Here is a 12,055-nt window from a genome sequence, read left to right on the forward strand (position 1 = left end):
GCGCATGTTTGTAGCGCACGAGCACTAGCCCCCCAGCACCAAGCCACCACTACTAGAACGCACCATCATCCCTTCATGGTAGCGGTAACCTTTCCCAGGCGCATGCGGCATTGGATTGACAGCGATTTGCCGAAGACAGGCCAGCTTTTGATCTAACGCCGCGCCTAGCCCGTATTTTGGTCCTTTTCCAGAATGTCCCATGAGCGCGTCGATTAGCGCTGCATTCGCGCCAGTGTACTGAAGCCGATCTTTGAAGGTATGCCTCAAACCATAGACGGAATGCCGGTCACTCTCCATCAGCCCATTGTCGCGTAGATATTTATTGATCGTCGCAGAAAGAGTATCGGCTTTATGGCGATAGCGAGGGAAGCCCCTAGGAAACCGCATGCATGCCTCAAGAGCAATTCCCACAAGCGGTATCTCTCGCTGCGTAGTTCGAACCTTGAGCTGCCGATCTTCCGCGATGACTTTGACATGCGGGATAGGGTGATCGAGCACAATTGAGTTTTCTGTCAGATTTGTAGCCTCGCTAAGGCGCAGACCTGTTTCGCTAATGATGTGAAGTAATGCTCGTTGTTCCCCATTCATATTATCCAGCGCCCCTGGCGCCAGGATTACTCTTTCGAGGTGCATGGGTGAAAACGCTGGTCGCTGCCTCTTCTCCTCGCCCTTCAACTTCAAGTGCGCAACTAGGTGCTCGAGATCGAGCTGCTGCTCCCTGCAATAGGTCGCAAACATCACCATTATATGGCTGATATTCTTGTTTGCAGTGCCGATCTCCAACTCCTCTTCGATCACACGGTCAATCCACCAGTTACGGAAGGACAGCAGGTCCTCTCGACTTGTTTCGGTAAGCTGCTTGTCTCCAATCAGATCCACGAAATTGGAAATCGCCAACCTGCGGGGATTGAGCCACTTACGAACCTGATCCGGAGCCTTCGTCGAAAGATGAATTTTGTTCACCCTTTCGATCTCCGGAAGCAAATTACTCCAAGTTACGCTCGCCCGGGGTACGACACCAAGGACGGCCGCAACTTCGTCCATGTCGCGGACCGTTTTTCTCTGCTCGAGGACGTTAAAGCGCTCAATCATAGCAGCCAAACCCTGCGCCATCAGCTCGTCAGAGGTGTGGTACGCAAGGCCGAGCTTCCGCACCCTCTCTCGCGCCTGCGCGTACTTCTCTGCAGCCGTTAGATCTCCTTTGGCTAGCATTTCCCAGTACCCGTGCAGCTCCTTATCGAGCGCAACGACCCGCTGGGTCGCCAGGACTGCGCGAGGGTCAGAGGCCACCGCGATATTGGTACTAATGCGAACCAATCCACGCGCGTCGAGCAGCCTGAATCGCTTCGGCACTCTCCGCACGAGGTACCAAACACCGTCTCTATTTAGAGGTTTTGCAGGTTGTGATCGGCGCATTATCCAGCCCTCAAATACCTTGAGAAATCAGGTTGGTTACACAGTAAGTTACACAGTAAGTTACACAAGTAATCTCCCGATGTCCAAAAGAACGCAGGAAGCCTAGAAAATACAGTATGTTATGATTTTGACTTTGGCGGGCAGGGAGGGATTCGAACCCCCGGAAGGCTTGCACCTTCGCCGGTTTTCAAGACCGGAGCAATCAACCACTCTACCACCTGCCCGACGACAATGCGTTTAACGAGGGGGAGCGCACCTGTCCAGTAGCCCCCCTCGTTTTTTCGCTATGGCTTGAGGATAACTGATCCCGTCGTGCCCCGAGACTCAAGGGCGGAATGGGCTTTCGCAGCCTCCTCCAGCGCAAAGCGCTGGCTGATCTCGACTTTGATCGCCCCGCTAGCTATCGCGCCAAACAACGCCTCCGCCCCTTCGAGCAGTGCTGAGCGTTCCGCGAAATAATGCGCCCCCGTTGGCCGGGTCACATACAACGATCCCTTGCGCGCCAAAACGCCAAGGTCCGGGATAGCAACAACGCCCGAGGCATTGCCAAAGCTCACCATCAGTCCACGCGGACGCAGACAATCGAGCGAGGCGTCAAACGTCGCTTTGCCGACGCCGTCATAAACGACATCAACGCCCCTGCCCCCGGTCAACGCCTTCACGCGTGGCGCGAAGTCCTCCGCCTTATAGTCGATAACATGGTCACAAAACCGCTGCGCGCTCGCGACCTTTTCTGCTCCCCCGGCCGTGGCGATGACCGTTGCGCCTAGGGCCTTGGCCCATTGCGTCCCGATCATCCCCGTACCGCCCGCCGCCGCATGCCAGAGGATGGTCTCCCCCTCTGCCACCGGCCAGGTCTTGAACAGAAGATAGTAGGCCGTCAGCCCCTTGAGCAAAGCTGCCGCCGCCGTCTCATCATCGACCCCATCGGGGATCGGCACCACCCGATTGGCGGCGATAATCCGCTCCTCGGCATAGGCACCGACCGTACCCTGATAGGCGACGCGATCCCCTTCACGGAGTTCGCTGACGCCCTCGCCCACCGCTGTCACCACGCCGGCAGCTTCATTGCCCGCCACAAAGGGCCGCGGCACCGGGTACAACCCCGAGCGTTGATAGGTGTCGATGAAGTTGAGCCCGATGGCCGTCTGCCGGATTTTGACCTCTCCGGCTTTGGGCGCGCCGATGTCCCAATCTTCGACCTTCAGGACTTCAGTACCACCAGTTTCATGGACGACGACGACTTTACTCATTTAGGAGCCTTTGGCTTGCGGGGCGCTGATTTCGGGCGCGATTGTGCCCGCGAAATCGGCGTCGAACGCGGTAGAGATTTATCACTCACTGGCGCTGGGCGCGCCGGCATCACGCTGTGGGACTGTCCCATAGATGACAGAGCGTCATCGGTAGAAACACCGCCCACATTGCCGGTAAAGGGCGAAAACTTATGCCCGCCACTGCGCTTGGTTTTGCGCTGCTTGGCGAACACATTGAACGCCTCGACCAGCACCGAGAAGGCCATGGCCGAATAGATGTAACCCTTTGGAATATGGAAGCCCAAGCCGTCAGCCACCAGCGTCACACCGATCAACAGCAGGAAGGCCAGCGCCAGCATTTTCGTCGTCGGGTGATCGGCCACAAACTTGGCGATCGGGCCGGAGGCAAAAAACATGACCGCGACGGCCACCAGAACTGCCGCCACCATAACCGCCACCTGATCTGCCGGAACCATGCCGACCGCGGTGATGATCGAGTCGATCGAGAACACCATGTCGATGATCACGATCTGAACCAGAATGGCCTGCAGCGTAGCCGTTCCCGCACTCGCAGCGCTCACCTCATGGTCGCCCTCGATGGCGGCATGCATTTCGTGCGTCGCCTTGTAGATCAGGAACGCACCACCGGCGAGCAGGATGATATCCTTCCAGCTGAACGGCTGCCCGAAGGCTTCAAACACCGGATCTTTGAGCTGCACGATCCAAGAAATCAGGAACAGCAGGATGATGCGAAACACCAGGGCCAGCCCGATCCCGAGCTTTCGCGCAAATTCCGCCTGTTCGCGCGGTAGGCGCGAAACCAGCACAGAGATGAAAACGATATTGTCGATACCAAGCACGATCTCCATGACCGTGAGCGTACCAAATGCGATCCACACATTGGGATCGGAGAGGAGTTCCATCATGGCAGTGTCTCCCAAAGCCGACTCGGGCTCAATTGTCAGTGTATGGTGTGGGCAGCGAGTGGTGAAGCACCCGCCTCCGAACCGCGAAAATGGCCACGCTTGGGCTACCGCTCAGCCCCAAGCACTGCTATGGCCGGAACAGCAAACGCCCTGCGGCGGTTCCACCGTCGCAAAAGGCTTTTCGACCGACACCCAAGAGGATGCGCCATGAATAAGGATGCTGATGTCATCGTGGTGGGAGGCGGGCTTGCGGGCTCCGCCGCTGCTGTCGCCGTGGCGCGGCTCGGGTTTGACGTCATCCATCTGGCCCCTGCTGCCCCGCCAGACCGGCGCACCTCGGCCCTGATGATGCCAAGCGTCGAATTCCTCGTTGAAAGCGGCCTCGTCTCCGAACCAGCGACCCTAGGCCATCCGCTCACCGCCATTCGCATCATCGATGCCACGCCCCGCCTCTTCCGCGCGCCAGAAACCCTCTTTGAAGCGGTCGAAATCGGTCTTCCCGCTTTCGGGTGGAACTTTGGCAATGCGCGACTTCTTGAGCACTTTCAAAGCACTGCCCCAAAAACCGGATTCACTATCCGAACCGAAAGCGTGTCGGCCTATCGCCATGATGGCAAGCTGGGCACAGTCACACTGGCCGATGGTTCGACCCTCTGTGCGCCCCTCGTAGTCGGTGCCGATGGCAAAAAGTCTCTGCTGCGCAACGCCGTTGGCATTACCACGCGCGAGCATCAGTTCACCGAGGGTGCCCTCGTCTGTGATCTAGACTTGACCCGTAGCGTTGGTGGCACTTCCATCGAGTTCCACTACCCGCGTGGGCCCTTCACGCTGGTGCCGGCCGGTGAGAACCGCGCCAATCTCGTTTGGATCGATGATGAGGCCAAGTTGCGTGCTCTTCAGGCTGCCGGGCCAGAGGCCCTCCGAAACGCCATCCTAGAGACCTCACAGCGCCTGTTCGGCGATCTCAAGATTGTCTCCCCCAGCTTCGTCTTCCCACTCTCGACACTAACCGTTGATAAGGCCGGAGCATCTGGGGTGGCCTTGGTCGGCGAGTCTGCTCACGCCTTCCCACCCATTGGCGCACAGGGCCTCAATCTGGGTCTGCGGGATGTCGCCGATCTTATCGCCGCCCTGAAAGCCGCTGACACGACCCTGCCCGATTGGGGCGCCAAGGCCGCTGATGATTATGCGCGCCGCCGCGCAGCCGATCTGGCGCAAACCAGCACTATTGTCGACACGCTGTTCAAATCGCTTCTCGCCGACATGCTCCCCAGCCAAACCCTGCGGGCTGGCGGCTTGTGGGCACTCAAGCTGTCCCCGTTCTTGCGCAAGCAGGCTTTTGCCGTGGGCATGGGCCAACGCTAATCCCTGTCTTGCCTCTCACCTGCACAACAAAAAAGGCCCGGTTTCCCGGGCCTTTTTCAAATTCGTCTGCGTAGAGCTTACTGTGCAGCAGGTGCTGCTGGCGCTTCGCCTTCAGCTGGCGTTTCGCTCAGCTGCTTGCGGAGCTGCTCGGCACGATCCTGAAGAACCTGCTCAAGCGCGTTTTCGCCCGATTCCTGGCTCTGCAGCTGTTCGAACGTCAGGGCCGTATCGCTATCATAAGTCGCGGTGAAACCAGCGAGGTTGATATCGATGGTCAGGTCCTGGTTCTGACGGTTCTTAGCGGTCAGCTTCAGGGTCGAACCCTTCTTGAGCGAAGCGACATACTGCTCGTTGATCACGAGCTGAGTCGAGCACGACTGCTGATCACACAGCATGTACGGCACGCGAACTGGCTTTGCGTTGTCGATCTGCCAGGTCAGGCCGAACGGCAGCAGCACGCCAAGCGGGACGGCAGCAACAGCCAACAGGCGGCTTTCCTGGCCTGGATCGTCACGCAGCAGGAAGGAGCCGAGGAACTGGCCGTTTGCGAGCACCACTTGGCGCATCACGCAAGCCTTCTGGCCGTCGTCCAGCGGGTCACAAACCTTCAGCCAGTTCTGCGATGGCATATTGTCGACGGCAGCGCCGACTTCAGCGACAGCACCGCCCTCGGCCGCAGCTGGCGCTTCAGCAGCCGGTGCTGCAGGAGCCGCGTCCTGCGCGAAAGATACAGCCGGGGTCAGCAAAAACGCTGCCGCTGCGATTCCGGCCACGAGGGGTTTCTTGAACGTCATAAAATGTCCTTGTCTTCCTTGGCGGTCCGGGCAGCCCAAAGCTACCGAAATACCTGAACTGCCCTTCAAGGGCTCAAATCGGGCAATAACATGACCGATGAGAGTTGCCAAAAGATTATAGCGCCTCGTGTCCGAGACTTCAGTTAACTCTTATTCTCAGCCAAACGCGCCAGTTTACTCATAATTGCGGCTGCACCCTTGAGCCTTTGCTCCGGTGTTGGCCAATTGCGCACGAACACGAGCTTCTGATCAGGCTTGATCTTCACTTGGTTCGACAGGTCCGAAACCATGCGCACCAGACCAATCGGATTGGGGAACTCGTTGTTTCGCAACGTCACCACCGCGCCCTTCGGACCAGCATCGACCTTTTCGACATTGGCCTGACGGCAGAGTGCCTTCACCAGAATGACCTTGAGCAGCGATTCCACTTCTTCCGGCAGCGGCCCGAACCGATCGATCAGCTCCGCACCCGCAGCATCAATATCGCGAATATCGCTGAGATCACCCAAGCGACGATAGAGCTGCATGCGCAACTGCAGATCAGGCACATAGCTTTCCGGGATCATCACCGGCATGCCAAGCGAAATCTGCGGGCTCCACTCGTTCTTGTCGTCGTATTCCTCGTCGCCACCAGCGCGCAAGTTCGCCACGGCCTCTTCCAGCATCGACTGGTAAAGCTCGAAACCAACCTCGCGGATATGGCCCGACTGCTCGTCGCCGAGCAGATTCCCTGCCCCGCGAATATCCAAATCGTGGCTCGCCAGTTGGAAGCCAGCGCCAAGGCTTTCGAGCGACTGCAGCACGCCCAAACGACGCTCTGCGGTGTCGGTGAGCTTCTTGTCGGCAGGCACGGTGAACAGCGCATAGGCGCGCTGCTTGGCCCGGCCGATACGCCCACGGATCTGATAAAGCTGCGCCAGACCAAACTGGTCGGCACGATGTACGATCAGCGTATTGGCGTTCGGAATATCGAGCCCCGATTCCACAATGGTCGTCGCCAACAAAACGTCGAACTTGCCGTCGTAGAAATTGTTCATGATGTCGTCGAGTTCGCCCGGCGGCATCTGCCCATTGGCGATGACATAGGAAACTTCCGGCACCTGCACGCGCAAGAACTCGGCAATATCGGCCTGATCCTTGATGCGCGGCACCACATAGAAGCTCTGCCCGCCGCGATATTTTTCGCGCAGCAAAGCTTCGCGGATCGAGAGCGGATCGAAAGGCGAAATAAAGGTACGGATCGCCAAGCGGTCGACTGGCGGCGTCGCCAACAGCGACAGATCGCGAACGCCAGTCAGCGCCAGTTGCAGCGTGCGCGGGATCGGCGTTGCCGTCAGCGTCAGCACGTGAACATTGGCCTTGAGCTCCTTGAGACGCTCCTTGTGGCTCACGCCGAAGTGCTGTTCCTCGTCGATAATCAGCAGGCCCAAGTCCTTGAAACTGATCGACTTCGACAAGAGCGCGTGGGTGCCGATAACGATATCGACATGCCCATTGGCCAAGCCTTCCTTGGTCGCTTTCAATTCGGCCGCTGGCACCATGCGCGAGGCATGGCGCACATTGACCGGCAAGCCATGGAAACGTTCAGAGAAGTTCTTGAAATGCTGGCGCGCCAAGAGCGTTGTCGGTACAACCACCGCCACCTGCTTGCCCGAAAGCGCCACGGCGAAGGCCGCGCGGATCGCAACTTCGGTCTTCCCAAAGCCCACGTCACCGCAGACAAGGCGATCCATCACCTTGCCCGAGGTCAGATCGTCAAACACCGCCCCAATGGCGTTGAGCTGATCTTCCGTTTCCTCATAAGGGAAGCGCGCCACGAACTCATCGTAAGCGCCAGAATTGAGGTCCACCGCATCGGCGCGGACCAGCAAGCGCTGCGCCGCCAACTTGATAAGCTGTTCCGCCATTTCGCGGATGCGCTTCTTGAGCTTGCCCTTCTTAGCCTGCCAGGCCACGCCACCGAGTTTATCGAGCGTCACCGACGCATCGTCCGCCCCATAGCGGGTCAGCAGCTCGATGTTTTCGACCGGCAGGTAAAGCTTAGTCTCGCCGCCATATTCAAGCTCAACGCACTCATGCGGCGCGCCACCGGCCTGAATGACCTTCAGCCCCAAGAAGCGACCGATACCGTGGTCGACGTGCACCACGAGATCGCCTGCACTCAAGCTGGCCGCTTCCGTCAGCGCATCCGAAGCCTTCTTCTTGCGCTGCGGCCGCAAAATGCGCTCGCCCAAAATATCCTGCTCGGTCAGAACCAGCAGGTCTTTGGTTTCAAAGCCAGATTCGAGGGGTAACACGATCAACGAAGTGGTCGCCGCGCTCGTGGTTTCCGCGTCTTTCCAATTCTCGCCGAGGCGCGGATTGGTCAGCCCGTGATCCTTGAGCACCTGCGCCATGCGATCGCGCGTCCCCGCGCTCCAGCAGGCCACAATTGCGCGGCGACCATTGCGGCGCTCCGTAAGCAGCCGCTCCACCACCTTCTCAAAAAGGTTGACGTCATTCGCCAAACGGTCGGCTGCAAAGCTTGGCGCAATATGCCCACCGGCATCGTCACCCGATTTCGTCTGCGGCGACAGAAACGCCGAAAGCTGAATGACCGACGCCCCCGCCAACTGCGCTGGCGTCACATCAACATTATAAAGCAGTTCTGGCTTAATCGGCTTATAGGGCGCCCCTGCCCCCGCCACCTGCGGCGCCAAACGCGCCGTCTCGCGCGCGTCGTAATAATCGGCAATCTGCTCGACACGCTCGCCATAGGCTTCGTTCACCTGATCGTCGAAGACGAACGGGGCATCGCCCACATAATCCGCCAGACTATCGAGCTTTTCATAAAAGAACGGCAGCCAGTGCTCCGTGCCCGAATAGCGCGACCCGCCACTTACCGATGAATAGAGCGGGTCATCATGGGTGTTGCCACCAAAAGTCGCCGTATAGTTCTGACGGAAACGGCGAATGGTGTCTTCATTGAGCACCAGCTCGCTCATCGGCGTCAGATCAATCCGCTTGAGATTACCCGTCGTCCGCTGTGTATCGGGATCAAACGTCCGGATCGTTTCCAACTGGCTCCCAAAGAAGTCAAAGCGCAGCGGCGCGTCCGCATTGGCCGGGAACAGGTCAATCAACCCACCCCGGACTGCAAATTCGCCGCTTTCGCGCACCGTCGGCACGCGCAAATAGCCATTGTTCGCCGCCCAACCGATCAGCTTATCGCCATCGACCACCCGACCAACGGCCGCCGAAAACGACATGGTTTCGACCACAGCGCGCGGCGGCAGCTTTTGCACCAGCGCATTAACCGCCGTCAGCACAATCGCGCCCTTGGTGCCGCTGGTCAGCGCCGCCAGCGTTTTCATACGCGCCGCGATGGTCACATTGTTTGGCGACACACGGTCATATGGCAGGCTGTCCCAGGCAGGCAGTTGCAATATCGTGTGTCCGGGCAACATCGCCCCCAACACTTCCGCCATGCGCTGCAAGCGCCGTCCATCACGCGCCACGAACACCACAGCCGCCGCATCATCCGGCGCGTTTTTGAGGCGTTGTTCAACCAGCCGTGCCAACACCAATGGCTGCATGCCATCAGGTACGTTGGAGATGGTACGAACGGTGGGCGTGATGTCAGAAGAAGTCATCGGGCGACGCGGGCCTCGTGGTCGGCAATAAGAAGGTCGAGGAAAGAACGATCCACATGCGCTGGCGGCTCCTCCTGCCGGAGCACCCATTTCAGCAATGGCGGGTCTTCTTCGTTCATCAGCGCTTCGAGCTTGTCGAGCTGCGCCTCATCGTAGTTTTCCAGATGCGCATCCGCGAATGGACCGAGCACCAAGTCCATTTCCTTGGTCCCACGATGCCACGCGCGATAGCGGAGCCGTTTACGTCGAATAGCGATCTCTTCACCGGCCGTCATTTGCGACACCCATGATTGAATTTTGTTCTCGATTTGGACTTGTTCTTTACGCGTGTTAGCCAACAATGTCAGCCCTATTCCGTCATGCCCCTGAATGTCAGCAATTTGCCCCTTCAGAGGCCCAAAAGTGCCGGCCAAAGGCCACAGAAGTGCCAATAGATGCCCCTCGGTAAGGAGAATCATTCTTGTCCCGTCCCGATGAATTGCAGCCCCTGTTCCGCTCGCTCCACTCCATCAAAGGCGTGGGCGATAAGCTCGCAGCACTGCTGACCAAATTCTTCGGCGCCCCTGACGGACAAGAGGCCATCGTCCTCGACATTCTGATGCATATGCCCTCCGGCGTCGTCGATCGCCGCCGACAGGTCGGCATTGCAGACGCCTATTTAAATCAAATCGTTACGCTGAAACTCCACATCGACCGGCACCAACCGCCACCACGCGGAAAGCTACATGTGCCACATCGCGTTTTCACGCATGACGAGACCGGCGAACTGTCCTTGGTGTTCTTCCGCGCCCAAGGCGGCTGGGTCGAAAAAGCTCTCCCAGTCGGCGAAGAGCGCTATGTCTCTGGCAAGGTCGATTTCTTCAACGGCCAAAAGCAGATAACGCACCCGGACTATATCGTCGAAGCCGAAAAATTCGCAGAACTCCCCCTCGTCGAGCCGGTCTATCCCCTCACAAGTGGATTGAGTTCCAAAGCCTTAGCGAAACTCGTGCGCCAGTCCGTTGATATCATTCCCGAATTACCGGAATGGATCGACGCCGAAACCATGCGCCAACGCAAATGGCCAAACTTCGCCCAAGCCATGCGCGAAGTCCATTTGCCAGAGAATCCTGACCAGGGCCAACTCTGGTCCCCGGCCCGCCAACGCCTTGCTTATGATGAGTATTTAGCGGGCCAAATCACCCTACAATTGGTGCGTTCGACCATGGTCGCCCAAAAGGGAAAGTCCCGTACTTTCAACGGGAGTATCACCTCCCGCGTCGCCGCCGCGCTACCCTTCTCCCTGACCGATGGCCAAAACCAGGCCCTCGAAGAAATCCGCGCCGACCTCGCCAGCCCGGACCGCATGTCCCGCCTCCTGCAAGGCGACGTGGGCTCCGGCAAGACCGTTGTAGCTCTTATGTCCATGGCGGCAATGGCAGAAAGCGGCGCGCAATCGGCGTTGATGGCTCCGACCGAATTGCTGGCTTCACAGCATTTTAAAACCATTCAGCCTCTCGCTGAAGCGGCAGGCCTAGGCTGCGCATTGCTCACCGGAAAAATGCCCGCAGCCGAAAAACGCAAGATTCTAGCAGGACTTGCCGATGGCTCGATCCACATCGCCCTCGGCACCCACGCCCTCTTCCAATCCGGCGTCGCCTTCCACAATCTGGCCCTCACCGTCGTCGACGAACAACACCGTTTCGGCGTCCACCAGCGCCTCGCCCTCTCTGACAAAGGCCGCGACACTGACCTTCTCGTCATGACCGCCACGCCGATCCCGCGCACTTTAGTACTCACCCACTTCGGCGACATGGCCGTCTCTGTTCTCAAAGAAAAGCCGCGCGGCCGCCAACCCATTGATACGGCAGTGCTCTCGATCAATGACTACGGCCGCGTCATCAACCGTCTCATCGCCCGGTTAGGCGAAGGTGCGCAGGCCTATTGGGTCTGCCCGCTGGTTGAAGAAAGCGAATTTATCCAAGTCGTCAGCGCTGAAGATCGCTTCGCCGAACTGCAGAAAGTCTTCGGCGATCAGGTGGCCCTCGTCCACGGCCGCATGTCAGCCGCCGCCAAGCAAGAGGTTATGGCGCGCTTTAAAGCCAATGAAATCAAACTTCTCGTCGCCACAACGGTCATCGAAGTGGGCGTCGACGTCCCCAACGCCACGATCATGATCATCGAACACGCTGAACGTTTTGGCCTCGCTCAGCTCCATCAGCTGCGCGGTCGCGTCGGCCGTGGTTCGCAACGCTCTGCCTGCCTGCTTCTCTTCAAAGAACCGCTCAGCGAAACCGCTCAAGCGCGCCTCGAAACCATCAAATCCACCGAAGACGGTTTTGAGATTGCCGAACGCGACCTCGACCTACGCGGCCAAGGTGACGTCTTGGGCACGCGCCAATCCGGCATGCCCGGCTACCGCGTCGCCGTCCCAGACGTGCATCGGCACTTGCTTGAGTTCGCCCATGACGACGCCAAAGCCCTGATGCAACGCAACCCCGGCCTCACCGGCCCCGACGGCGAAGCCGCTCGTACGCTGTTGTATTTATTCCGAAAAGATCTGGCGATTCCACTGATCAGGGCGGGCTAATCAGGCCGGCACTGGCGCGTCCCCTCCCCCTACCAGGGGGAGGTTGGGGGGGGGTACTGCGCACCCCACGGCCCCTCGGCGCAAACACCAGGGGACAAAA

The 12,055-nt window shown here is 58.8% G+C and carries 8 protein-coding genes and 1 tRNA gene; 2 read left to right on the forward strand and 7 right to left on the reverse strand.

The annotated features are described in order from the left end of the window. Positions 1–24 precede the first annotated feature (24 nt). The 4 genes from H4N61_RS09850 to H4N61_RS09865 form a co-directional block, all read right to left on the reverse strand. A complete protein-coding gene (locus H4N61_RS09850; RefSeq protein WP_182393895.1) occupies positions 25–1,353 on the reverse strand; it encodes a tyrosine-type recombinase/integrase in 1,329 nt (442 codons plus the stop codon). A gap of 197 nt (positions 1,354–1,550) precedes the next feature. Then, positions 1,551–1,640, reverse strand: a tRNA-Ser gene (locus tag H4N61_RS09855). Between the two features lie 60 nt (positions 1,641–1,700). After that, the gene (locus tag H4N61_RS09860; RefSeq protein ID WP_182393896.1) at positions 1,701–2,669 is read right to left on the reverse strand and encodes a quinone oxidoreductase; all 969 of its coding nucleotides are present in this window, start codon (positions 2,667–2,669) and stop codon (positions 1,701–1,703) included. Next, complete coding sequence (locus H4N61_RS09865) at positions 2,666–3,595, reverse strand: TerC family protein (protein WP_169196327.1); 930 nt, start codon at positions 3,593–3,595, stop codon at positions 2,666–2,668. Before H4N61_RS09865 ends, H4N61_RS09860 begins: the two co-directional genes overlap by 4 nt. A 207-nt stretch (positions 3,596–3,802) precedes the next feature. On the opposite strand from H4N61_RS09865, the gene H4N61_RS09870 reads away from it, so the two are divergent. After that, on the forward strand, positions 3,803–4,960 hold the full coding sequence (locus H4N61_RS09870) for an FAD-dependent monooxygenase (protein WP_169196326.1): 1,158 nt from the start codon (positions 3,803–3,805) through the stop codon (positions 4,958–4,960). Positions 4,961–5,037: 77 nt separating this feature from the next. On the opposite strand, the gene H4N61_RS09875 is transcribed toward H4N61_RS09870, so the two are convergent. The 3 genes from H4N61_RS09875 to H4N61_RS09885 form a co-directional block, all read right to left on the reverse strand. Next, complete coding sequence (locus tag H4N61_RS09875) at positions 5,038–5,754, reverse strand: invasion associated locus B family protein (protein WP_169196325.1); 717 nt, start codon at positions 5,752–5,754, stop codon at positions 5,038–5,040. A 143-nt stretch (positions 5,755–5,897) separates the two neighbouring features. Further along, a complete protein-coding gene (gene mfd / locus H4N61_RS09880; RefSeq protein ID WP_248306075.1) occupies positions 5,898–9,329 on the reverse strand; it encodes a transcription-repair coupling factor in 3,432 nt (1,143 codons plus the stop codon). Positions 9,330–9,382: 53 nt separating this feature from the next. Beyond that, positions 9,383–9,661 (reverse strand): succinate dehydrogenase assembly factor 2, encoded by a 279-nt coding sequence (locus H4N61_RS09885; RefSeq protein WP_169196413.1) that lies wholly within the window; start codon positions 9,659–9,661, stop codon positions 9,383–9,385. A 185-nt stretch (positions 9,662–9,846) separates the two neighbouring features. On the opposite strand from H4N61_RS09885, the gene recG reads away from it, so the two are divergent. Continuing rightward, entirely contained in the window at positions 9,847–11,955 is a 2,109-nt protein-coding gene (gene recG, locus H4N61_RS09890) for an ATP-dependent DNA helicase RecG (protein WP_169196323.1), read from the forward strand. The last annotated feature ends 100 nt before the right edge of the window (positions 11,956–12,055 follow it).

It is taken from the genome of Devosia sp. MC521, assembly GCF_014127105.1.
Taxonomy (GTDB): Bacteria; Pseudomonadota; Alphaproteobacteria; order Rhizobiales; family Devosiaceae; genus Devosia.

Excerpts from the sequence above, each read along its gene's own strand:
- H4N61_RS09860 (WP_182393896.1), bottom strand. The coding sequence starts at position 2,669 with ATGAGTAAAGTCGTCGTCGTCCATGAAACTGGTGGTACTGAAGTCCTG.
- H4N61_RS09865 (WP_169196327.1), bottom strand. The coding sequence starts at position 3,595 with ATGATGGAACTCCTCTCCGATCCCAATGTGTGGATCGCATTTGGTACG.
- H4N61_RS09870 (WP_169196326.1), top strand. The coding sequence starts at position 3,803 with ATGAATAAGGATGCTGATGTCATCGTGGTGGGAGGCGGGCTTGCGGGC.
- H4N61_RS09875 (WP_169196325.1), bottom strand. The coding sequence starts at position 5,754 with ATGACGTTCAAGAAACCCCTCGTGGCCGGAATCGCAGCGGCAGCGTTT.
- mfd (WP_248306075.1), bottom strand. The coding sequence starts at position 9,329 with ATGCAGCCATTGGTGTTGGCACGGCTGGTTGAACAACGCCTCAAAAAC.
- H4N61_RS09885 (WP_169196413.1), bottom strand. The coding sequence starts at position 9,661 with ATGACGGCCGGTGAAGAGATCGCTATTCGACGTAAACGGCTCCGCTAT.